Annotated in this window: 22 protein-coding genes; 13 read left to right on the top strand and 9 right to left on the bottom strand. The window is 68.7% G+C overall.

All coding sequences use genetic code 11. The features are described from left to right. Nucleotides 1–93: 93 nt before the first annotated feature. The 5 genes from ACLKOY_RS13215 to ACLKOY_RS13195 all read right to left on the bottom strand — a co-directional run bounded on the left by ACLKOY_RS13215 (nucleotide 94) and on the right by ACLKOY_RS13195 (nucleotide 5,393). A complete protein-coding gene (locus tag ACLKOY_RS13215; RefSeq protein WP_436454015.1) occupies nucleotides 94–1,227 on the bottom strand; it encodes a bifunctional 2-methylcitrate synthase/citrate synthase in 1,134 nt (377 codons plus the stop codon). Nucleotides 1,228–1,229: 2 nt separating this feature from the next. Further along, nucleotides 1,230–2,132: a methylisocitrate lyase gene (gene prpB / locus ACLKOY_RS13210; protein WP_436454014.1), complete on the bottom strand. Its 903-nt coding sequence runs from the start codon at nucleotides 2,130–2,132 to the stop codon at nucleotides 1,230–1,232. Continuing rightward, nucleotides 2,132–3,658 carry an MmgE/PrpD family protein gene (locus ACLKOY_RS13205; protein WP_436454013.1) on the bottom strand — a complete coding sequence of 509 codons (1,527 nt, stop codon included), beginning with the start codon at nucleotides 3,656–3,658 and terminating at the stop codon, nucleotides 2,132–2,134. Before ACLKOY_RS13205 ends, prpB begins: the two co-directional genes overlap by 1 nt. Beyond that, the gene (locus tag ACLKOY_RS13200; RefSeq protein ID WP_436454012.1) at nucleotides 3,655–4,323 is read right to left on the bottom strand and encodes a GntR family transcriptional regulator; all 669 of its coding nucleotides are present in this window, start codon (nucleotides 4,321–4,323) and stop codon (nucleotides 3,655–3,657) included. Before ACLKOY_RS13200 ends, ACLKOY_RS13205 begins: the two co-directional genes overlap by 4 nt. Before the next feature lie 89 nt (nucleotides 4,324–4,412). Next, nucleotides 4,413–5,393, bottom strand: a complete 981-nt coding sequence (locus ACLKOY_RS13195) for an EamA family transporter (RefSeq protein WP_436454011.1) — start codon at nucleotides 5,391–5,393, stop codon at nucleotides 4,413–4,415. A 39-nt stretch (nucleotides 5,394–5,432) separates the two neighbouring features. Between ACLKOY_RS13195 and ACLKOY_RS13190 the strand changes: the two genes are divergently transcribed. Genes ACLKOY_RS13190 through ACLKOY_RS13180 form a run of 3 tightly spaced genes read left to right on the top strand, consistent with a single transcriptional unit; the run spans nucleotide 5,433 to nucleotide 6,955 of the window. Beyond that, entirely contained in the window at nucleotides 5,433–5,981 is a 549-nt protein-coding gene (locus tag ACLKOY_RS13190) for a CGNR zinc finger domain-containing protein (protein ID WP_436454010.1), read from the top strand. Next, the gene (locus ACLKOY_RS13185) at nucleotides 5,978–6,637 is read left to right on the top strand and encodes a hypothetical protein (RefSeq protein ID WP_436454009.1); all 660 of its coding nucleotides are present in this window, start codon (nucleotides 5,978–5,980) and stop codon (nucleotides 6,635–6,637) included. The genes ACLKOY_RS13190 and ACLKOY_RS13185 overlap by 4 nt, the downstream gene beginning before the upstream one ends. 33 nt (nucleotides 6,638–6,670) lie before the next feature. Further along, on the top strand, nucleotides 6,671–6,955 hold the full coding sequence (locus ACLKOY_RS13180) for a hypothetical protein (RefSeq protein WP_436454008.1): 285 nt from the start codon (nucleotides 6,671–6,673) through the stop codon (nucleotides 6,953–6,955). A gap of 84 nt (nucleotides 6,956–7,039) precedes the next feature. Here ACLKOY_RS13180 and ACLKOY_RS13175 read toward each other — a convergent pair whose 3' ends face one another. Then, entirely contained in the window at nucleotides 7,040–8,014 is a 975-nt protein-coding gene (locus ACLKOY_RS13175) for an amidohydrolase family protein (protein WP_436454007.1), read from the bottom strand. Nucleotides 8,015–8,150: 136 nt separating this feature from the next. On the opposite strand from ACLKOY_RS13175, the gene ACLKOY_RS13170 reads away from it, so the two are divergent. The 3 genes from ACLKOY_RS13170 (at nucleotide 8,151) to ACLKOY_RS13160 (ending at nucleotide 11,146) form a co-directional block, all read left to right on the top strand. After that, nucleotides 8,151–9,101, top strand: coding sequence for a ribokinase (locus ACLKOY_RS13170; RefSeq protein WP_436454006.1), 951 nt, complete (start codon nucleotides 8,151–8,153; stop codon nucleotides 9,099–9,101). Nucleotides 9,102–9,494: 393 nt separating this feature from the next. Beyond that, the gene (locus tag ACLKOY_RS13165) at nucleotides 9,495–10,067 is read left to right on the top strand and encodes a hypothetical protein (RefSeq protein ID WP_436454005.1); all 573 of its coding nucleotides are present in this window, start codon (nucleotides 9,495–9,497) and stop codon (nucleotides 10,065–10,067) included. Between the two features lie 20 nt (nucleotides 10,068–10,087). Further along, a complete protein-coding gene (locus ACLKOY_RS13160; RefSeq protein ID WP_436454004.1) occupies nucleotides 10,088–11,146 on the top strand; it encodes a PLP-dependent cysteine synthase family protein in 1,059 nt (352 codons plus the stop codon). A gap of 104 nt (nucleotides 11,147–11,250) precedes the next feature. Here the strand turns inward: ACLKOY_RS13160 and ACLKOY_RS13155 are convergent, their stop codons facing one another. After that, the gene (locus ACLKOY_RS13155; RefSeq protein WP_436454003.1) at nucleotides 11,251–11,697 is read right to left on the bottom strand and encodes a hypothetical protein; all 447 of its coding nucleotides are present in this window, start codon (nucleotides 11,695–11,697) and stop codon (nucleotides 11,251–11,253) included. 201 nt (nucleotides 11,698–11,898) lie between these two features. Here ACLKOY_RS13155 and ACLKOY_RS13150 point away from each other — a divergent pair, with 201 nt between their 5' ends. The 3 genes from ACLKOY_RS13150 to ACLKOY_RS13140 are packed head-to-tail and all read left to right on the top strand — an operon-like array spanning nucleotide 11,899 to nucleotide 13,580. After that, nucleotides 11,899–12,411 (top strand): glycine cleavage system protein R, encoded by a 513-nt coding sequence (locus tag ACLKOY_RS13150; RefSeq protein WP_436454002.1) that lies wholly within the window; start codon nucleotides 11,899–11,901, stop codon nucleotides 12,409–12,411. 1 nt (nucleotide 12,412) lies between these two features. After that, nucleotides 12,413–13,084, top strand: a complete 672-nt coding sequence (locus ACLKOY_RS13145) for a class I SAM-dependent methyltransferase (protein WP_436454001.1) — start codon at nucleotides 12,413–12,415, stop codon at nucleotides 13,082–13,084. Between the two features lie 52 nt (nucleotides 13,085–13,136). Further along, nucleotides 13,137–13,580 (top strand): GNAT family N-acetyltransferase, encoded by a 444-nt coding sequence (locus ACLKOY_RS13140; protein WP_436454000.1) that lies wholly within the window; start codon nucleotides 13,137–13,139, stop codon nucleotides 13,578–13,580. A 111-nt stretch (nucleotides 13,581–13,691) separates the two neighbouring features. Here the strand turns inward: ACLKOY_RS13140 and ACLKOY_RS13135 are convergent, their stop codons facing one another. Then, complete coding sequence (locus ACLKOY_RS13135) at nucleotides 13,692–14,393, bottom strand: FadR/GntR family transcriptional regulator (RefSeq protein WP_436453999.1); 702 nt, start codon at nucleotides 14,391–14,393, stop codon at nucleotides 13,692–13,694. Between the two features lie 164 nt (nucleotides 14,394–14,557). On the opposite strand from ACLKOY_RS13135, the gene ACLKOY_RS13130 reads away from it, so the two are divergent. The 4 genes from ACLKOY_RS13130 (at nucleotide 14,558) to ACLKOY_RS13115 (ending at nucleotide 19,030) form a co-directional block, all read left to right on the top strand. Then, nucleotides 14,558–15,793, top strand: a complete 1,236-nt coding sequence (locus tag ACLKOY_RS13130) for an aminotransferase class V-fold PLP-dependent enzyme (protein ID WP_436453998.1) — start codon at nucleotides 14,558–14,560, stop codon at nucleotides 15,791–15,793. Between the two features lie 67 nt (nucleotides 15,794–15,860). Further along, the gene (locus tag ACLKOY_RS13125; protein ID WP_436453997.1) at nucleotides 15,861–17,174 is read left to right on the top strand and encodes an ABC transporter substrate-binding protein; all 1,314 of its coding nucleotides are present in this window, start codon (nucleotides 15,861–15,863) and stop codon (nucleotides 17,172–17,174) included. A 3-nt stretch (nucleotides 17,175–17,177) separates the two neighbouring features. Further along, nucleotides 17,178–18,128, top strand: a complete 951-nt coding sequence (locus ACLKOY_RS13120; protein ID WP_363575471.1) for a sugar ABC transporter permease — start codon at nucleotides 17,178–17,180, stop codon at nucleotides 18,126–18,128. Continuing rightward, complete coding sequence (locus ACLKOY_RS13115; protein WP_436453996.1) at nucleotides 18,125–19,030, top strand: carbohydrate ABC transporter permease; 906 nt, start codon at nucleotides 18,125–18,127, stop codon at nucleotides 19,028–19,030. The genes ACLKOY_RS13120 and ACLKOY_RS13115 overlap by 4 nt, the downstream gene beginning before the upstream one ends. A 64-nt stretch (nucleotides 19,031–19,094) precedes the next feature. On the opposite strand, the gene ACLKOY_RS13110 is transcribed toward ACLKOY_RS13115, so the two are convergent. Then, the gene (locus ACLKOY_RS13110; protein WP_436453995.1) at nucleotides 19,095–20,108 is read right to left on the bottom strand and encodes an aldo/keto reductase family protein; all 1,014 of its coding nucleotides are present in this window, start codon (nucleotides 20,106–20,108) and stop codon (nucleotides 19,095–19,097) included. Between the last annotated feature and the right edge of the window lie 9 nt (nucleotides 20,109–20,117).

The raw sequence follows: 20,117 nt of genomic DNA, 5'->3' as shown, positions 1-20,117 counted from the left end.
GCGCCCGTCGCGACGTTTCGTCTCGCTCCGCTCGCTCAACGAACGGCACCCCCGGTCGTTGAGCGAGGCGCGAAGCACCGCGACGAAACGGAGTCAGTCGCGCACGTGCCGCTCGTCGACGCCGTTGTAGAGCGACAGCGGGCGGATCAGGGCGTTGGCGCCGGCCTGCTCGATCACGTGCGCCGTCCACCCCGTCACCCGCGCAGCGACGAACAGCGGCGTGAAGGTGAGGGTGTCGAAGCCGATCAGGTTGTAGGCAGGGCCGGACGGATAGTCGAGGTTGGGGTAGATGCCCTTGCGCTCGACGAACTCCGACTCGAGCGCGTCGTACAGCTCGGCCACCTCGGCGCGGTCGTAGTGCTCGACGAGCGTGTCGAGAGCGGCCTTCATGGTGGGCACACGCGAGTCGCCGCTCTTGTAGACGCGGTGGCCGAATCCCATGATCTTGCGCTTCTCGGCGAGCGCGTTGTCGAGCCACGGCACCACGTTCGATGCCTCGCCGATCTCGTCGAAGATGTGCAGCACGGCCTCGTTGGCGCCGCCGTGCAGCGGACCCTTGAGCGCGCCGATCGCTCCGACGACGGCTGAGTAGAGGTCGCTGAGCGTCGACGTGATCACTCGGGCGGTGAACGTCGAGGCGTTGAACGAGTGCTCGGCATACAGGATCATCGAACGGTTGAACGCATCGACGACCACCGGATCGGGCTCTTCACCGAATGTCATCCAGAGGAAGTTCGCCGAGTAGTCGAGGTCGTCTCGCGGCTCGATGAGCTCTTCGCCACGGCGACGACGCTGACCGTAGGCGACGATCGCCGGCAGGGCCGCGAACAGACGGATGCTGCGCTCGAGGTTCTGCTCGGGGCTGCCGCCGGCATCGAGCACCGATCCGCCCGCGTTCGGGTCGGAGGCGCCGATCAGGCTGACCGCCGTGCGCACCTCGTCCATCGGGTGCGCCTCGACGGGCACCAGGTCGATCGCCGCCCTGACGTTGTCGGCGAGCGCGCGGTGCTCGCGCTCGGTCGCGCGGAGAGCGGCCAGCTGTGCGGCATCCGGCAGCTCTCCGTGCCAGAGCAGGTACGCGACCGCCTCAAAGGGCTGCGTCGCGGCCAGCTCCTGCACGGGGTAGCCGCGGTAGAGCAGGCTGTTCGTCTCGGGGTTGACCTTCGAGATCGCGGTCGTGTCGACGACGACCCCGGCGAGGCCCTTCTTGATGTCCGGCTCGGTCATGCTCACTCCTTCGTGACGGTGAAGCCTGCGACGCCCGAGTCGAACTTCGTGTAGGACTCGTAGTCGATCAGGTCGTAGAGATCTGCACGGTGCTGCATCTCACCGAGCTTCGAGGTGAGATGCCCCTCCTCGCCCAGCGTATCGAGCGCACGGCCCGCCGCGCCCATCGCGATGCGCAGCAGCGACACCGGCCAGATGACCATGTTGACGCCGGCATCCCGCAGCTGGTCGACCGAGAAGAGCTCGCTCTTGCCGAACTCGGTCATGTTGGCGAGGATCGGCACGTCGAGCGCGTTCGCCATGGCCTCGAACTCGGCGAGCGTGCGCATCGCCTCGGGGAATACGGCATCGGCTCCGGCATCCACCAGCGCCTTGGCGCGGTCGATCGCGGAATCCAGACCCTCGATAGCCCGGATGTCGGTGCGGGCCATGATCAGGAAGTTCGGGTCGCGACGTGCGTCGGCGGCCGCACGGATGCGGCGGATCGCCGTGCGCTCGTCGACGACGCTCTTGCCGTCGAGGTGGCCGCAGCGCTTCGGGTTGATCTGGTCTTCGATGTGCGTGCCGGCAAGGCCCGCGTCCTCGAGCTCCTGGATCGTGCGGGCGACGTTCATCGGCTCACCGAATCCCGTGTCTGCATCGACGATCGCGGGAATGTCGGTCATGCGCGCGATCTGCTTCGCCCGCCCCGCGACCTCGGTCAGCGTGGTGAGGCCGATGTCGGGCACGCCGAGGTCGGCAGACAGCACGGCGCCCGAGATGTAGACGCCGTCGAAGCCCTTCTGCTCGATCAGTCGGGCGCTCAGCGGGTTGAAGGCGCCGGGGAACCGCAGCAGCTCGCCGCTCGCGAGTCGCTCGCGGAACAGGCGGCGCTTCTCGGCCGGCGTGACATGGGAGTACAGCATCAGAACAGGCCCTTCGGCGCCGGAGCGCCCTCGAGCAGACCCGGGCGCGCGATGATCGACAGCTCGCCGACCTCGGCGGCCGTGAGCTCGGGCAGGCGCTGCACGAGCTCGAGGAAGCGCTCGATCTCGGCGGGCTCCAGCACCGGCTGTGCCAGCAGACGGAACTTCGCGATGTAGTTCTCGCGGGCGAACGGACGGGCGCCGAGCGGGTGCGCGTCGGCGACGGCGATCTCGTCGACCACGGTCGTGCCGTCGGTCAGGCGGAACTCCACGCGACCACCGAACGCCTTCACGTCGGGGTCTTCGGAGTGGTAGCGACGCGTCCACTCGGCATCCTCGGCCGTGGTGATCTTGTGCCACAGTGCGACGGTGTCTTCCCGACCCGCACGCTCGGGAGCGTACGAATCGACGTGGTGCCATCCGCCGTCCTGCAGCGCGACCGCGAAGATGTACGGGATCGAGTGGTCGAGCGTCTCGCGCGATGCGGTGGGGTCGTACTTCTGGGGGTCGTTCGCGCCCGAGCCGATCACGTAGTGCGTGTGGTGGCTGGTGTGCAGCACGATGGACTCGATGTTGGCGGGGTCGCGCAGCGCCGGGTTCTCGGTGCCGAGCTTGCGGGCGAGGTCAATCCACGCCTGCGCCTGGTACTCGGCCGAGTGCTCCTTCGTGTACGAGTCGAGGATCGCGCGCTTCGCCTCGCCCGCGGCGGGCAGTGGCACCTCGTACGCGGCGTCCTTGCCGTCGAGCATCCAGGCGATCACGCCGTCTTCGCCCTCGTAGATCGGGGCGGGGCTGGTCTGTCCGCGCATCGCACGGTCGACCGCCTCGACGGCGAGCTTGCCCGCGAAGGCCGGGGCGTGCGCCTTCCACGTCGAGATCTCGCCCTTGCGGCTCTGGCGCGTGGCGGTGGTGGTGTGCAGGCCCTGGCCGACGGCCTGGTAGATCGTCTCGACGTCGAGGCCGAGCAGGGTGCCGATGCCGGCGGCGGCCGACGGGCCGAGGTGGGCGACGTGGTCGATCTTGTGCTTGTGCAGGCAGATCGCGCGCACGAGGTCCATCTGGATCTCGTAGCCGGTGGCGATGCCCCGCAGCAGCGCGCGACCGTCGGCCTGCACGTGCTGGGCGACCGCGAGGATCGGCGGGATGTTGTCGCCGGGGTGCGAGTACTCGGCCGCGAGGAACGTGTCGTGGTAGTCGAGCTCGCGCACGGCCACCCCGTTGGCCCACGCCGCCCACTCGGGGCTGGTGCGGTGGTCGAGTGCGGCGCCGAAGACCGTGGCGCCGATGCCGCCGGTCGAGACGGGGTGGCTGAACGCCTGGGCGCGGGTGGCGTTGATCGGCCCGCGGGTGAGGGATGCCGCGGCGACCGACGCGTTGTCGATGATGCGGTTGATGATCATGTCGGCGACGTCCTGCTCGACCTCGACCGGGTCGGCGGCGACCTCGGCGATCTTCCAGGCGAGCTGGTCTTCGCGTGCGAGGTTCTCGTCGCTGCGGTGGACGCGGACGTGGTGGGTGATGGTCATTTCACACCTTCGGGGTTGGCTGTCAGGGAGTCGAGGATGCCGGCGAGTGCATTGTGCAGGTGCACGTGCGTGGCGTGGGCGGCGAGGTCGCCGTCTCGGTCGGCCAGCGCTGCCGCGATCGTGCAATGCTCGGCGGCCGAGGCGGCGAGGCGGGCGGGCTTGTCGCGGGCCATGCGGCGCACCCGCACGAGGTGGGTGCGCACAGTGCGCAGCGCCGAGGCGATGTAGTCGTTGTCGACGGCCCTGTCGAGAGCCGCGTCGAAGCGGGCGATGAGGGCGTAGTAGGCATCTCGCCCCTCGTCGGCTGCGAGGTCGACGTGCGCGAACTCGTCGGCGAGGGCGGCGAAGAGGTCGGCGTCTCCGCGCTGTGCGGCCAGCCGGGCGGAGGTCTCCTCGAGCGCACGGCGGATCTCGAACAGCGCACGGATGTCATCGGCATCCAGGTCGGCGACCACGGTCACGCGCGGGGACTGCTGCACGACCAGGCCGTCGGCCGCGAGTCGGCGCAGGGCCTCGCGCATCGGCGTGCGACTGATGCCGAGGCGGGTGGACTGCTCGACCTCGCCGAGCACGAAGCCGGCGGGGAGAGTGCCCGACTGGATCTCCTCCAGCAGTGTCGCGTGGGCTCGATCGCTCGCGCTGATGCGATCGGCGACGGAACTCATACCTCCAGTGTATACATAAGCGCGACTCGTAGCACCTGAGGTGCATCTTCGACCGCTTCACGTATACATAGAGCGCCGGCAACGACGACCTACCGCTGCGGTGACCCCACGGCATCCGGAATCGGCTCGACGAACTCGGCGGGCCGCGGCTCGCCGAGCTTCACGACCACCACTCCGACCAGCACGAGCGCACCGCCGAGCGCCTGCAGCAGGTCGGGCAGCTGTCCGAGCAGCAGCCAGCCGAACAGCAGCGCGGCGACGACCTCGGAGAGAGCGACGAAGGATGCGAGGCGCGAGCCCAGCATCCGAGTCGAGGCGATGCCCAGCACGTAGGCGAGCGCAGTGGCGATGAGGCCGATCGCGAGCACCGGCACGAACCACGGCACGGTTCCGAAGCGGTACGTGATGTCGTCGGTCGTCCAGGCGATGGGCAGGATGCCGACGAGGCCCGCGATCGTCAGTGCCACGGCGCCGAGCAGCAGCCCTCCCCCGGCGAGCGCGATCGGCGGCAGGCCCGTGTCGGCCTTGGCGGAGAGCAGGAAGTACGTCGCGGCGCCGACCATGGCTGCGAGCGCCCAGAGAATGCCGACGACGTTGACCTCTGCACCGGTGATGATGTCGAGCATCAGCACGAGACCGACGAAGGCGATGGCCGCGCCGATCACGCTGCGCCGACTCGGGCGCTCCCCCCTGCGGAGCCACAGCCAGAGGATGACGGCGATCGGCGCCGTGTACTCGATGAGCAGGGCGAGGCCGACGTCCATCACCGCGACGGCCTGGAAGTAGCAGAGCTGAGTGGCGGTGACGGCGAGCAGTCCGTAGGCGGCGACCATGCCCGCGTTCTTCCTGAGCACTCCCCACCGGCCCCGGAGCGAGAGGATCGTGGGCACGAGCAGCACGAGCGCGGCGACCCACACCCTCGCGGTCACTGCCGCGCCGGGGGTCCACCCCGCGTCGATGAGACCTCGAGCCCAGGCGCCGGACATGCCGAACGCGAAGGCCGCGCCGATCGCCAGCGGCAGCCCGAATCGCACCCCCGGCACGCTGATGTCATTTGCAACCTTGCTCATGACAGGTGACGCTACTCGCGTGGGATGTAAGGTGTCAACATGAACTTCACCGATGACACGGAGGAGGCTCTTCGCTCGGCCGTCTGGCTGGTGAACTCGGCGGAGGACCCCGAGACGCTCGGGAACCTCGTCGACTACGACGCCTTCCTCGCGGACTTCCCCTATTCGGGTCGACTCGATCGCGATGAGGCCGAGCTCGCCTCGCTCCGAGACCTGCGCCCGCGTCTGCGTGCCATGCTGCTCGCACCCCGCGACGAGATGGCTGAGCACGTGAACGCCGCCCTCGCCGAGGCTCACCTCGCCCCGAGACTCGTGCGCCACGACGGAGTCGACTGGCACCTGCACGCGGTGGCCGACGAGCGCCCGCTGGCCGAGCGCGTGCTGATCGAGACCGCCATGGCGCTGATCGACGTCATCCGATCCGATGAGGGCTCACGCATCTCCATCTGCGCCGACGACACGTGCGAGGCGCTGGCCCTCGACCTGTCGCGCAACCGCTCCAAGCGGTTCTGCTCGACGACCTGCACCAACCGCAACGCGGTGGCTGCGTATCGCGCCCGCCGCACCCGGAGCGACACTCACTCATGACCTTCACCTCTCCCGACGACGCCTGGTTCCCCGATGCCGCCTTCGACGCCAGTTACGGCCACACGTTCGAGACGCTGCGCGGGATCGCTCCGATCGCACCGCCCGAGGGCTTCGCGAAGCGCTGGATGCGGTGGCGCGACGAAGCGCGGCAGGTGGATGCCGCCCCGGTCGTTCTGTCGGTCGATTCCGCAGCGGGCCGCCGCGTCTCGGTGATCGAGCACTCGGGTGCCGACGGAACGCGCCTGCGCGCGTGGGTCGTCGAACCCGTCTCAGGTGCCGCGCGCATCGGCGTCGTGCACAGCCACGGGTACGGAGGACGGGAAGCGATCGATCTCGCTCGCGTGCCCGATGATGCGGCCGCAATCTTCCCCGTCGCCCGAGGTCTGCCCACGCTCAACGCCGGCGTGGGCGCCCCCGAGCCGATCGCCGAGCACGTGCTCGCCGGCATCGACGACCCCGATCGCTACGTGCTGGGTCTGTGCGCCCGCGATCTGTGGCTCGCGGCCGACGCGCTGCTCGCCCTGACCGGCGATGCTCCTCTCTACTACGTGGGTGAGAGCTTCGGCGGCGGCATCGGCTCCCTCGCCCTCCCCTGGGACGACCGCCACACCGGCGCGACACTGCTCATGCCGAGCTTCGGCCAGTACGACGAATGATTGGCCGTGCACTGCTTCGGCAGAAGCGAGGTTGTGCGTGCGTACGTGGTCGCTCACCCCGAGGCCCGCGAGGTGCTGCGCTGGTTCGACGCATCGAGCGCCATGACGTTCACGCAGATACCGGTGCGCGTCGAGGTCGCGCTGTGGGATCCGTACGTGCCGCCCCAGGGCCAGTTCGCGGTGGCGAACGCCGTCGGCGATCTCGACCTCGAGGTGCTGCCCGCAGGGCATGCGGACTACCCGGGGTCGGATGCCGTCAGGGCCGCGGCGATCCGCCACGGCCGCGCGCACCTCGAACGCGTTCTCGGAGCGAGCTGAGTCCGGCAGAGTGAGATGCCGAACCGGCCGACGTCGAACGTCTCGCGGCACTTCGGGATGCTCCGTCGGACGGCCAGTGAGGCGTCACTCGCCGCGCAGCCAGCCCAGGAATCCACCGCGGCGCGGGCGGGGCTCGTCCACCGGCACCGCCGACCGCTGCCCGACGCGGTAGAACTCCTCTGCATTGCGCCACATGATGGCGTCGACGTCGTGCCTGCGGCGCTCGGCCCACGCGATCACGGCATCCGCCCACCGGCTGCGCGCCGTCGGCTGATAGGTCGGCGAGCCGTCTTCCGGAGCATACGGGTCACCCTCCTCCGCAGGACCGATGACCGAGACCGGCCAGTCGCTGCCCCACATGAGCCGCTCGACTCCGAACGCGTCGGCCGCGGCATCGAGGAACGGATCCAGCTGCTCAGCCGACCAGTCCCCGCCGGCCTCCGCCGGAAGACCCGACAGCTTGCACCACGTGTTCGGATGCCGTGCGAGGTCGTCGAGATCGCGCACCCACTCCATGGTCGGCACCACGGGAGCATCCGCGGTGCCCACCTCGGGCTTGCCGAGGTGATCGAGCACGATCCGCAGTTCGGGCACGGCCCCGGCGAGGCGGGCGATCTCGGGCAGCTGCGCCGCGCGCACGCACGCGTCGAACGTCCACCCGCGGGCTGCGAGCTCGCGCGCACCGGTCACGAACGCGGCCGACACCGCGAGGCCGTCGGGTTCGATCTGCAGATCGTGGCGCACGCCGACCACGAGCGGCTCAGCAGCGAGTCCCTCGAGGTGCGCGGTGGTGTCGGTGCCGCGGTCGAGGCGCGCTCCCGCGACGATGCCGACCACGCCCACCTCATCGGCCTGTTCGACGACCCACCGCACCTCGGCGAGGAAGTCGTCTTCGATCGTCCCGGCCTGCACGAAGACCGACTTCTCGACCGTGGCGACGTCGATCGGCGAGTGCTCGATCTCGAGCGCAGCGAACTCCCACGCGAGCGGTCCCTCGAGCCACGTGTAGGTCAGAGTCGAGGGCGACCACAGGTGCAGGTGCGAATCGAGTACGCGCATGCCCCCATTGTGCCGCCTGCCGCGCAACTCGGGTCCCCTCGGGCACGACCTGTCGTTACAGGTTCGGATTCGGCTACTGTACTGACACCCGTGGAGGCTGCCGACGCACCCCGCATCGACGACGATCAGGAGCGCCATGACATCCGCCACTTCGCCCGATCGCACCGGCGTCGTCATCGTCGGCAGTGTGAGCGCAGACGTGACGACCTTCTCGACCCGGCTCCCGGCCCGTGGCGAGACCATCCTCGGAGACGAGTTCACCCTCATGCTCGGCGGCAAGGGCGCGAACCAGGCCGTCGCGGCCGGGCGCTCGGGAGCCCGCACGAGCTTCGTCGGATGCGTCGGCGACGACCTCTTCCACGACCTCGTCGTCACCGGGCTGAGCGGGGCCGGCGTCGACCTCACGCACCTTCGCACGGTGCCCGGCCCGACGGGCATCGCGCACATCCGCGTCGATGCCTCGGCGCAGAACGACATCGTCATGGTGCCCCTCGCCAACGCGGCCCTCAGCGCCGAGCAGATCGATGCGGCGCTCACGGCCCTCGCGCCGACCACGTCGGTGCTGCTCACCCAGCTCGAGACCCCTTCGGCACTCACCGCGCACATCACGTCGCGCGGACGCGAGCACGGCATGACCGTCATCCTCGACCCGGCACCGGCCGCTCCGCTCGACGACGCGGTGTGGGCGAACATCGACATCGTGACCCCGAACGAGACCGAGGCCTCGGTGCTCAGCGGCATCGAGGTGACGGACGCCGACTCGGCCGCGCTCGCCGGACGCTGGTTCCTCGACCGTGGCGTCGGCGCGGCCGTGATCACGCTCGCGGGCCAGGGCTCGTGCGTCGTGACAGCGGCCGGAGCATCCGTCGTCCCGCCTTTCGCGGTCGACGCCGTCGACACCACGGCAGCGGGCGACGCGTACGCCGGGTACCTCGGTGCTGCGCTGGCGAACGGCCTGGAGCTGACGGATGCCATGCGCATCGCCACCGCGGCCGGCGCCCTCGCCGTCACCAAGCAGGGCGCATCGCCGAGTCTGCCGCTGCGGGCAGAGGTCGAGGCGTTCCTGGCCGCACGAGAAGTCCACTGACGTGGACCTCGGCCCTGCTGCGGCTGCGCAGCGTGAGTCGCGCCGCCGAGTTCGCCGGGGCCGCTAGCCTGGCGGAAGACGACACGCCCCTCGGGGTGACGTGAGCGAGGGGGAGACACGATGGTCGATTCGAACGAGCCCGGTCCCGAGCCGGTGATTCCGCCGCCTCCGCCCGGAGCACCGGGCGCTTTTCCGGCATCCGTCCCCCCGGGCATCCCGCTTGCACCCTCGTTGAGTGGGCCCCCCGCGCCTCCTGCCGGTCCGGCCGTGCCGCCACCGCCTGCATCCGCGGCGCCTCCCGCGCCGCCACTGCCCCCGTATGCGTCGGCCGCCTACCCTCCACCGCAGCAGGGCGGTCAGCCTCAGGGTGCCGGGTACGGCGCCGGGTATCCGATGTCGACGTTGCCACCCGACCCGCCGAAGTCCTCCGGTCGGACTGTCGGCATCGTGTTGGCCGCCGTGGGTGCGTTCGTCGTGCTCATCGTCGTCGGAATTGCGGTGGTCGTGGGGCTCCTGGTGGCGTCACGTTCGCCGGAGCCGGTGTCGGCCCCTGCGCCGGCCGTGACGGCAGCACCGACCGCTCCCTCCGACGACACGGATGCCGAGGAGCCGCCGTCCGACGACTCGGGTGACGCCGATGCATCCGGAATAGCCGACGTTCTCCAGGCGAAGATCGACGAATACAAGCGCCTGCGCGACAGCGGCGCGCTGTGGGAGAGCATCCCCGACACCGAGTTCAACCGCACCGCCGTCTCTGCCTTCCTCTACTTTCTGACCGACATGAAGGTCGCGACGATCTGGGGTGTCGACGACGCGCAGGCGCAGGAGTACGAGGAGCGGATGACGATGCTCGAGGAGCGCCTGCTCGCTGAGCAGCCGCTCGGCGACGACATCCAGATCACCCTCGAAGACGAGGTCTTCACCTACGACGGCGAGACGGGCGAGGGCGGCTACACCGCCAGGTAGAGGAGCGTTACGCTCGAGGGATGAGCGACTGGACCAGCACCGCGATCGCCCTGCTGGAAGCCGACGCGAACCGCAGCGCCGACACGCACCTGCACCTCTTCCCGCTGCCGCCCGAGTGGGGCATCGATCTGTACCTGAAGGACGAGTCGGTGCACCCCACCGGGTCGCTCAAGCACCGTCTCGCGCGCTCGCTGATCCTCTACGGGCTCGTCAACGGACGCATCACCGAGCACTCGACGCTGGTCGAGTCGTCGAGCGGCTCGACCGCCGTCTCCGAGGCGTACTTCGCGCGGATGCTGGGACTGCCGTTCGTCACCGTCGTGCCGCGGTCGACCAGCCAGGAGAAGATCGACCTCATCGAGTTCTACGGCGGCCGCTGCCACTTCGTCGACCGCGCAGAGGACATGTCTCCTGAGGCCCAGCGTCTCGCGTCCGAATGCCACGGGCACTACCTCGACCAGTTCACGTACGCCGAGCGCGCGACCGACTGGCGCGGCAACAACAACATCGCCGAGAGCGTGTTCAGCCAGCTGTCAAAGGAACGGCATCCGATCCCCCGCTGGATCGTGGTGGGCGCGGGCACCGGTGGCACGAGCGCGACGTTCGGCCGCTATGTGAAGTACCGCCGCCACGAGACCCAGATCGCGGTCGTCGACCCCGAGGGCTCGGCGTTCTACGACGGGTGGGCGGGAACCGTCGACCCGCCTGCCGGACGCCCGAGCCGCATCGAGGGCATCGGCCGGCCGCGCGTCGAGGCCTCCTTCGTGCCCAGCGTGATCGACGAGATGATCCGCGTGCCCGATGCGGGGTCGATCGCCGCGATCCGGATGCTGCGCGAGCGCACCCTGCACCTCGCCGGCGGCTCGACCGGCACCAACCTCTACGGGGCGTTCCAGCTGATCGCACGCATGCGCGCGGCGGGCGAGACCGGCAGCATCGTCACCCTGATCTGCGACAGCGGCATCCGCTACGCCGGCACGTACTTCAACGACGAGTGGGTCGCAGGTCAGGGCTGGGACCTCGCCCCGCATCGCGCCCGCCTCGACCACTTCCTCGACACCGGGGTGTGGGTCGACTGACCCGGTTCACAACTCAAGAGATCCGGACGCGCCATATCCGCGAACACGGTTTCGCGGGCTCCCACCGCTCGATCGACCCCGGGCTCCTCCTTCGGAAGTCGGCTTCACCCCGACTGGCCGAACCTGATCGGGGCGTTGCCGCCCGTCGCCTGAGCGCGGCGGGCGGCGGCGATCTCCGTGTATTTGATCAGGAGTGTCGGGGTGTCCAGCTTCACCGCCATGCGGAAGTCGTCGCTCACCGTGAGCACCCCTTTCACCCTGTCGTCTTGCGTGTGCACGAGGGGGAGCTCGATCAGTTCACCGTCCGCGAGAGCTGCCCCGGTGAATCGGTAGCTGTCGACGCTGCGCCCCCAGATGGGCAGCGAGAGCGGGAACGCGAGTCGTGCGGCGAAGTGCTCGACGTTGAAGGAGTTGCGGGGGATGTCCTGCACCGGAGTCTCACTCCGGCGGGTGTGCGTGTAGCCGTCGTAGTCGTCGACCAGCTCTCCGCCTGCTCGGTGGAGGGTGTAGACGAGATCCCTCGGTGACGCATCGATGAGGAAATTCTCCACCGGCGAGTCGATCCCCTGCCGGAGAGCGACCCGGGCTCGACACGACGGAATCAGAGGCCCGGACATCAGCAGGGCCATCGCGCGTACGAAGTGTTCGCTGGTGTGGGGATCTGCATCCTGCGGCGCCATCCGCCCACACTAGCCGCGCGCCCTCCGACGAGAGGATTGGTCCGGACTCCCGAACGCACCTACGCTGGCGGCATGACTACTCTCATCCTCACTGTCGCGGGTGCCGATCGTCCGGGTCTCGTCGCAGCCGTCGCCGATGTCGTCGATGCCCACGGCGGAAACTGGGAGAACAGCTCGCTGGCCGAACTCGCCGGAACCTTCGCCGGGGTGATCGAGGTCTCGGTCGCTCCCGAGCATTCGGAGGGGCTGCAGACAGCACTGCGCGAACTGCAGGGCCAGGGGCTGCTGACTCTCGCCGTCCTGACCGGCGCACCCGCTGCGGACGCCGACGATCAGATGCTCGAGATCCGGGTGCTCGGCAACGACCGGTCCGGCATCGTCCGCGAGGTGTCGAACGTGCTGAACGCGCATGACCTGAGCATCGAGGAGCTGGCGACCGAGACCCGGGATGCCGCGATGGCCGGCGGACGCCTGTTCGAAGCATCCGTGATCGCGCGGGTGCCCGACTCGGTCGACCTCGACGCGCTGCGCCGCGACCTCGAGCGCATCGCCACCGAGATCCAGGTCGACATCACCCTCGCCTGACGTGCCGGGGTCCGCCGCACAGCGCATGGGATTCCTGGCCGTCCTCGCACGGGTGAACGCCGCTCACCCGTGGTCGCACAACGACGCGTACGCGAGGTTCGTACTCCGACATGCCCGAGGGGTGCGCCGTCGCGGCGGCGACACCGCCGTCGATGTGGGCTGCGGCACCGGGAATCTGCTGAGCGCCCTGTCGGAGATCTTCCCCACCGCGATCGGCATCGAACCTGATCCGGATGCCGCGGATGCTGCCGCCCGCCGGTTCAGTGCAGATGCGGTCCAGATCGAGAGGCGGCCCTTCGGATCCGAGCCCCACCGGGCGTATGACCTGATCGCATTCGTCGCATCCCTCCACCACATGCCCCTGCGCACGGCGCTCCAGGATGCCCGCGAAGCGCTGCGCCCCGGCGGTCGCGTGGTGATCGTCGGCGTGGCCCGGGAGACATCGACGGACGCCCTGCGTTCCGGCGCGTCACTTCTCCTGAACCCGCTCGTCGGGCTCGTGCGCCACCCGAAGCGCGCCACGAGACCTCCCGCGCACATGCAGGCACCGAGCACCGCAGCCACGCTGTCCTTCGACGAGATCCGCACGATCGCCGGCGAGGTGCTGCCCGGCATCCGGATGCGCCGGCGCCTGTTCTGGCGTTACACCGCCTCCTGGCAGGCGCCGCTCTGACGCGGCACGACTCCGGGCCGATCCGGACCGGACCGTCGAATAGGCTCCGGGCATGGCCGAAGGAATCAGCATCGCGATCGCGGACCGCCTCACGCAGAGTGACCTGCAGCGGATCGAGGCGCTTCTCCCCCAGCTCTCACCGACCGCCCGATTCGACTCGGAACGCGTGCGCTCGCTGCTCGAAGCGCAGAACGCCGACCTCTTCGTCGCACGCGAGTCAGGCCGGATCCTGGGAATGGCCACGCTCGTGACCGTGCCCCTCGTCACCGGATGGCACGGCAGCATCGAAGACGTCGTGGTCGATCAGAGCACCCGCGGCCGAGGCATCGCACGCCTGCTGCTCCAGGCGATCATCGACGAGTCCCGACGGCGGGGACTGCCGAAGCTCGATCTGACATCCCGTCCGTCTCGCGAATCGGCGCTGCGCCTCTACGAGTCGGTCGGCTTCGTCCGTCGGAACACGAACGTGCTGCGCTTCGGCTCTCCATCGATCTGAGAGACAGCCCGATCAGCGGACGTCGTGGCGATCTGCGGGCGAATCGGCGGGATCGACCCGCAGATCGGGGCACGGGCCGCAGATCGGGACACGCCCCGCTCGGGTCCCCGCTCACTCGGCCGCAGGCGCAGGCTCGTCCGTCTCGGTGTAGCGCCGCACCCAGTACTCGGTCTGGGCGACGTGGGCGGATGCTGCCGCAGAGGCTGCGACGGGGTCTGCCGCCGCGAGCCCTCGCAGGATAGCCCGGTGTCCCGCGTCCGAGTGCAGCTTGAGCTCGGCGGCGTCGCCGGCATCCGGAATCCGATAGGCGCGCGATCGCGAGCGCAGCACGTCGATCAGGCTCGTGAGCGCGTCGTTGCCGGCGACCTCCGAGATCGTCATGTGGAACGTGTGGTCGAGACGCGAGTGGTCCTCGAAGTCATCGCTGGCCTCGATCTCGTCGAGCACCGCGCTGAGGGCGTCGATCGTCGCCGGGTCGATGCGGGCCGCGGCGAGCGCGGCGGCATGCGGTTCGAGCACGCGACGCAGCTCGGTGAGTTCGAGCACGCCTTCCATGGGCAGCAGGCCGACGGTGAGCGAGAGGCTGCCGATCAGGTCGGCGGCGCGCAGCTCGCTGACGTAGCTGCCCGAACCGTGGCGGGTCTCGAGCACCCCGAGCGCGGCCAGCATGCGGATGGCTTCGCGCAGCGATCCTCGCGAGACGCCGAGCGTCTCGCACAGCTCGCCCTCGCTGGGCAGACGGTCGCCGGGGCGCAGCGCACCGTCGGCGATCAGCGCACGCAGCCCGTGCAGAGCCGTATCCAAAGCGCTCATCGTGATCCTCTCTGACACCGGCCACTCCCCTGCGAGTCTGTCGGACCCGCGCTCTTCACCAAATTCGTATGACAACTATGTTTCGTGTTCATCTTTTCATAGCCATATCGGACCCGCTGTGGCAAAGTTGTGCAACAACTCCCCCGACGCACCGACGAGGACCGATGCCCGCACCACTCTTCCCCGCACCGCTCACGCTGAACTCCGGCATCCGAGCCCGTGATGCGTGGCCGCTCGATCCCGACGTGATCCACCTGAACCACGGCTCTTTCGGCGCTGTGCCCACCGCGGTCGTCGAGCAGCAGGATGCGCTGCGGCGCCGAGCCGATCTCAGCCCGGTCGAGTGGTTCCCCCGTATCGCCGAGCGGGTGCGCGCCGCCCGAGAGCGCACGGCCCCGTTCCTCGGTGCCCACGCCGAGGACAGCGTCTTCGTACCCAACGCCTCGGCCGCGGCCACCGTCGTGTACAACGCCCTGCATCTCGAGCGCGGCGACGAGATCCTCGTGACCGACCAGGGCTACGGCGCGATCACGATGGGGGCGCAGCGCCTGGCCCGCCGCTTCGGCGCATCCGTCCGGGCCGTCGAGCTGCCGCTGCTCGCCTCCGACGACGAGGTCGTGCAGCTCTTCGCCGACGCGCTCACGCCCCGCACCCGCCTGATCGTCGTCGACCAGATCACCTCGCCCACCGCGCGAATGCTGCCCACCCGACGCATCGCCGAGCTCGCCGCCGAGCGCGGCATCCGCACTCTGGTCGACGGCGCGCACGCTCCCGGGCTCGTCGCGGATGCCGCCGCAGTCGCCGGCGGCGACTGGTGGTTCGGCAACCTGCACAAGTGGCCCTGCGCCCCACGCGGTTCGGCACTGCTCGTCACGACCGCTCCCGACCGCGATGACCTCTGGCCGCTCATCGACTCGTGGGCCGCGAACGAGCCCTACCCTGAGCGCTTCGACACCCAGGGCACGATCGACGCGACGACCTACCTCGCCACCCCCGCGTCGATCGAGTTCATCGAGCGCGAGTTCGGCTGGCACAACGCACGCCAGGCGATGGCCCAGATGGCGGATGCCGGAGCCGAGATCATCGCCGAGGGCCTGCGTCCCTACGGCGACGAAGACCCCCTGACGCCGCTGCCCTCCCCTGTGCCGTCGATGCGCCTCGTACGCCTGCCGCTCGGACTCGGCTCGACCCGCGAGGAAGCCGACGCCCTGCGCATGGATCTGCTCGACGAGACGGGCGTCGAGACCGCGTTCACCAGCTTCCGCGGCGTCGGCTACTTCCGCCTCTCGGCACACCTCTACACCGAGGCGTCGGACTTCGAGGCCTTCGTCGAGCGCTGCATCCCGCAGATCCTCCGCCGCGCCGGCATCCGCACCGCCGACTCGATCATCGTCACCTGACCCGCTCCGCCCACCACCCGATCCACAACCACCCGACCCACCACCATCACCAACTGAGAGGCACCTCGTGAAGAAGAACAGAATCTTGACGACCGCCGCGAGCATCGGCACCGTCGCCGCACTCGCGCTCACCGGCTGTTCCGCAAGCGGCGGCGAATCCGCCGACGGCACCGTCACCCTGCAGATGGTCGAGAGCCTGACCAACCCGACTCGCACCGATCTGCTTCGCGGATTCCTCGATGACTTCGAGGCGGAGAACCCCGACATCAAGGTCACTCTGGTCTCGCCGCCGACCGAGCAGGCCGACGCGAAGATCCAGCAGATGCTGCAGTCGGGCAAGGGCGTCGATGTGCTCGAGGTCCGCGACATCACCGTCGGCCCGTTCGCGAACAACGGCTGGCTGCACGACATCTCGGGCGACCTCGAGGAGTGGGACGGCTGGGACGCCCTGACCGACAACGCGCAGGCCGCGTCGGTGGCCGCCGACGGCAAGAGCTACTTCGTGCCCTACGGCTTCTACGGGCTGTCGCTCTTCTATCGCACCGACCTGGTCGAGGAGGCGGGCTTCGACGGCCCGCCGCACAGCTGGAAGGATCTGCTCGAGCAGGCCAGCGCGATCCAGGACCCGTCGAACAACATCTACGGCTACGCCTTCCGTGGCGGCCCGAACGCGAACAGCAACGTGGTGGCGGCGATCGAGGCCTACACGATCGACGGCCTCGACGTCGATGACGCCTTCCTGATGGAAGACGGATCCACGATCTTCGCCGCCCCCGAGGCTCAGGAAGCCGTCGACGACTACTTCGATCTGTTCAAGGAGGCATCCCCGCCCTCGGCCGTCTCGTGGGGCTATCCCGAGATGGTCGCCGGCTTCACGAACGGCACCACGGCGTTCCTGCTGCAGGACCCCGAGGTCATCGCGACGGTGCAGGACTCATCGCTGACCGAAGACCAGTGGGACACCGCCCCACTGCTCGTCGGCCCGTCCGGCAAGGCCGCGCAGCCGCTGGCCGTCGCCGGGTGGGGCGTCGCCGAGAACAGCGAGCACCAGGATGCCGCGGTCAAGCTCGTCGAGTTCCTCTCGTCGGCCGAGCCCGCGACCGAGTTCGCCCAGGCCAACAGCCTCGTGCCGATCATCTCGGAGGCGGCTGACGACGAGTTCTATTCGACCGGCCCGTGGACCAGCTACGTCACCATGACGGAGGACCCCGAGACGTACGTCAACGTGCGCCAGCCGCGAGGGGTCAGCTGGTGGACCGAGTGGATGCAGAAGTCCGACCAGGACGTGCAGAACGTGCTGCTCGGCAACATGTCGACCACCGAGCTGCTCGAGTCGTGGGATGCCTTCTGGACCGAGAAGTACGCTGCGGAAAAGGGCTGATCCGTGACCCGGACCACTCTCGAAGGGGGCTCCGTCGGCACCGCCGGCGGGGCCTCCCCGGCATCCCGCCGGCGCCGCCCGTTCCGTGGCCGCCACGCGCTGACGCTGCTGGCCTTCATGGCCCCGGCGATCGTGTTCGTGTGCTGGTTCACCTACTGGCCCATGCTGCAGGGTGCACGCATGGCCTTCCACGACTGGAACCTGTGGGACCTCACGTCGACTCCCTGGGTGGGATTCGACAACTTCGTGACCGTCTTCCAGGACCCCGCGTTCCCGGTCGTCGCGTGGAACTCCGTGCTCTGGGTCGTCGGCTCGCTCGTGCCTCAGCTGGTGATCGGCTTCCTGATCGCGCTTGCGCTGCGCAAGCGGTTCCGCTTCCGCGGGCTCTACCAGGCGCTCGTGTTCTTCCCGTGGGCTGTCTCGGGCTTCCTGATCGGCATGCTGTTCCGCTGGATGTTCAACGCCGAGTTCGGTGTCGTGAACGACCTGCTCATGAAGGCAGGCTTCATCGACGCCCCGCTGCCCTGGCTGGCCGATCCGAAGCTCGCGATGTTCGCGGTCATCGTGGCCAACATCTGGTACGGGGTGACGTTCTTCGCGATCATGATCCTCGCGGCGCTGCAGTCGGTGCCCGATGAGATGCTCGAGGCCGCGAGCCTCGACGGCGCAGGCAAGGTGCGCCAGCTGTTCTCGATCATCATCCCGTACATCTCGATGACGCTGCTGCTGACGATCCTGCTGCGTATCATCTGGATCTTCAACTTCCCCGACATCATCTACGCGATGACCAACGGCGGGCCGGCGAACCAGACGCACATCATCACGACGTGGATGATCAACTACACGCAGCAGGGCAACTACGGCATCGCGAGTGCGATCGGACTCATCGTCGTCGCGTTCCTGTTCGTGTTCTGCGCGTTCTACCTGATGGCGATGCGGAAGGTGCAGCGATGACCATCACCGGCACAACAGTCACCGAGACCCGGCGTCTCACCGTTCCCGACATCGCCAAAGCTCCCCGCCCGAAGAGGAAGGTGTCGGTCGGCGGCGTCGTTCGCGTGGTCGGGCTCCTGCTCTGGCTCGTGATCACCCTGTTCCCGCTGTATTGGATCGCACTGACGTCGTTCAAGTCGCCGGGCACGATCAACTCGTTCCCGATCGAGTACTGGCCGAGCGAGCCGTCGTTCGACAACTACGTCAGCCTGTTCCAGCAGAGCTCGTTCGGGGTGTTCCTCGCCAACTCGGCTCTCGTGGCCACGATCGCCGGTGCGGTGGCGACGCTGATCGCACTGCTGAGCGCCTACGTGATCGCCCGGTTCGAGTTCCGCGGCAAGGGCACGGTGCTGGTCGCGTTCCTGCTGACGCAGATGATCCCGGCGTTCATCGCACTCGGACCGCTGTACTCGATGATGACCGACCTCGGCCTGGTCGACACCAAGCCCGGCCTCATCCTCGTGTACATCGCGGTCTGCATCCCGTTCTCCACGGTCATGCTGCGCGGGTTCTTCGAGAACGTCCCCGACGCCCTCGAAGAGGCGGCGATGATCGACGGATGCTCACGATTCGGCGCCCTGTTCCGGGTGCTCGTCCCGGTGATGACCCCCGGCATCATCGCGGCGTTCATCTTCAACTTCGTCAACTGCTGGAACGAGCTGTTCCTGTCGGTCGTGCTGATGAACACCGATGCCAACCGCACGGTGCCCTCGGCGCTGAACGGCTTCATCTCGACGTTCAACATCGACTGGGGTTCGATGAGCGCCGCCGCCGTGCTCACGATCCTGCCGACCATGGCGATGTTCGCTCTCGCGAGCCGCTGGATCGTGCAGGGCCTCACGGCCGGAGCGGTCAAGGAGTAGCCCCTCCCCGCGCATGACGAAGGCCGCCGTTCATCACGAACGGCGGCCCTCGTCATTCATGCCCTTAGACCAGGCGGGCCTTCGGCGACATCGAGTACGTGGCCTCGGGGTCACTGTTGACCGTGTCGCCCAGCGCGGTGTCGATCGCGGCGAGAGTGTCGGCGTCGAGCGTCACGCCCGAGGCCTTGACCGTCTCGGCGAGCTGCTCGGGGCGCGAGGCGCCGACCAGGGCCGCTGCGACGTTCTTGTTCTGCAGCACCCAGGCGATCGCGAGCTGCGGCATCGACAGGCCCGCCTCTTCGGCGATCGGCTTGAGCTTCTGCACCGCGGTGAGGATGTCGTCCTGCAGGAAGCTCTTGATGAACTCCGCACCGCTGTGCGGGTCGGTCGCACGCGAGCCGTCGGGCACCGGCTGACCGGGCAGGTACTTGCCCGACAGCACGCCCTGCGCCATCGGCGACCAGACGATCTGCGAGATGCCGAGCTCTTCGGAGGCCGGCACGACCTTGCCCTCGATCACGCGGTGCAGCATCGAGTACTGCGGCTGGTTCGAGATGAGCTGCACGCCGAGCTGCTTCGCGAGCGCGTGACCCTCCCGCAGCTGCTCTGCGGTCCACTCCGAGACGCCGATGTAGAGCGCCTTGCCCTGACGGACGACGTCGGCGAACGCCTGGAACGTCTCCTCCAGCGGGGTCTCGTAGTCGAAGCGGTGCGCCTGGTAGAGATCGACGTAGTCGGTGCCGAGTCGCTTCAGCGAGCCGTTGATCGACTCGAGGATGTGCTTGCGGCTCAGCCCGGTGTCGTTCGGACCCTTGGGACCGGTCGGGAAGTAGACCTTCGTGAAGATCTCGAGCCCCTCGCGACGCTGGCCTTCGAGAGCCTTGCCGAGCACGACCTCGGCCGCGGTGTTCGCGTACGTGTCTGCCGTGTCGAATGTGGTGATGCCGGTGTCGAGCGCCGCGTGCACCGTCTTGACGGCGGCGTCGTCGCCGACCTGTGAGGCGTGCGTGACCCAGTTGCCGTAGGTGATCTCAGAGACCTTGAGACCGCTGTTGCCGAGATAGCGATAGTTGACCATGCAACAACG

The organism is Microbacterium sp. K2 (genome assembly GCF_051365005.1).
Taxonomy (GTDB): Bacteria; Actinomycetota; Actinomycetes; order Actinomycetales; family Microbacteriaceae; genus Microbacterium; species Microbacterium foliorum_B.
This window is presented reverse-complemented; position numbering and strand designations above follow the sequence as displayed.

Excerpts from the sequence above, each read along its gene's own strand:
- ACLKOY_RS13215 (WP_436454015.1), bottom strand. The coding sequence starts at position 1,227 with ATGACCGAGCCGGACATCAAGAAGGGCCTCGCCGGGGTCGTCGTCGAC.
- prpB (WP_436454014.1), bottom strand. The coding sequence starts at position 2,132 with ATGCTGTACTCCCATGTCACGCCGGCCGAGAAGCGCCGCCTGTTCCGC.
- ACLKOY_RS13205 (WP_436454013.1), bottom strand. The coding sequence starts at position 3,658 with ATGACCATCACCCACCACGTCCGCGTCCACCGCAGCGACGAGAACCTC.
- ACLKOY_RS13200 (WP_436454012.1), bottom strand. The coding sequence starts at position 4,323 with ATGAGTTCCGTCGCCGATCGCATCAGCGCGAGCGATCGAGCCCACGCG.
- ACLKOY_RS13195 (WP_436454011.1), bottom strand. The coding sequence starts at position 5,393 with ATGAGCAAGGTTGCAAATGACATCAGCGTGCCGGGGGTGCGATTCGGG.
- ACLKOY_RS13190 (WP_436454010.1), top strand. The coding sequence starts at position 5,433 with ATGAACTTCACCGATGACACGGAGGAGGCTCTTCGCTCGGCCGTCTGG.
- ACLKOY_RS13185 (WP_436454009.1), top strand. The coding sequence starts at position 5,978 with ATGACCTTCACCTCTCCCGACGACGCCTGGTTCCCCGATGCCGCCTTC.
- ACLKOY_RS13175 (WP_436454007.1), bottom strand. The coding sequence starts at position 8,014 with ATGCGCGTACTCGATTCGCACCTGCACCTGTGGTCGCCCTCGACTCTG.
- ACLKOY_RS13170 (WP_436454006.1), top strand. The coding sequence starts at position 8,151 with ATGACATCCGCCACTTCGCCCGATCGCACCGGCGTCGTCATCGTCGGC.
- ACLKOY_RS13165 (WP_436454005.1), top strand. The coding sequence starts at position 9,495 with ATGTCGACGTTGCCACCCGACCCGCCGAAGTCCTCCGGTCGGACTGTC.
- ACLKOY_RS13160 (WP_436454004.1), top strand. The coding sequence starts at position 10,088 with ATGAGCGACTGGACCAGCACCGCGATCGCCCTGCTGGAAGCCGACGCG.
- ACLKOY_RS13150 (WP_436454002.1), top strand. The coding sequence starts at position 11,899 with ATGACTACTCTCATCCTCACTGTCGCGGGTGCCGATCGTCCGGGTCTC.
- ACLKOY_RS13140 (WP_436454000.1), top strand. The coding sequence starts at position 13,137 with ATGGCCGAAGGAATCAGCATCGCGATCGCGGACCGCCTCACGCAGAGT.
- ACLKOY_RS13135 (WP_436453999.1), bottom strand. The coding sequence starts at position 14,393 with ATGAGCGCTTTGGATACGGCTCTGCACGGGCTGCGTGCGCTGATCGCC.
- ACLKOY_RS13130 (WP_436453998.1), top strand. The coding sequence starts at position 14,558 with ATGCCCGCACCACTCTTCCCCGCACCGCTCACGCTGAACTCCGGCATC.
- ACLKOY_RS13115 (WP_436453996.1), top strand. The coding sequence starts at position 18,125 with ATGACCATCACCGGCACAACAGTCACCGAGACCCGGCGTCTCACCGTT.
- ACLKOY_RS13110 (WP_436453995.1), bottom strand. The coding sequence starts at position 20,108 with ATGGTCAACTATCGCTATCTCGGCAACAGCGGTCTCAAGGTCTCTGAG.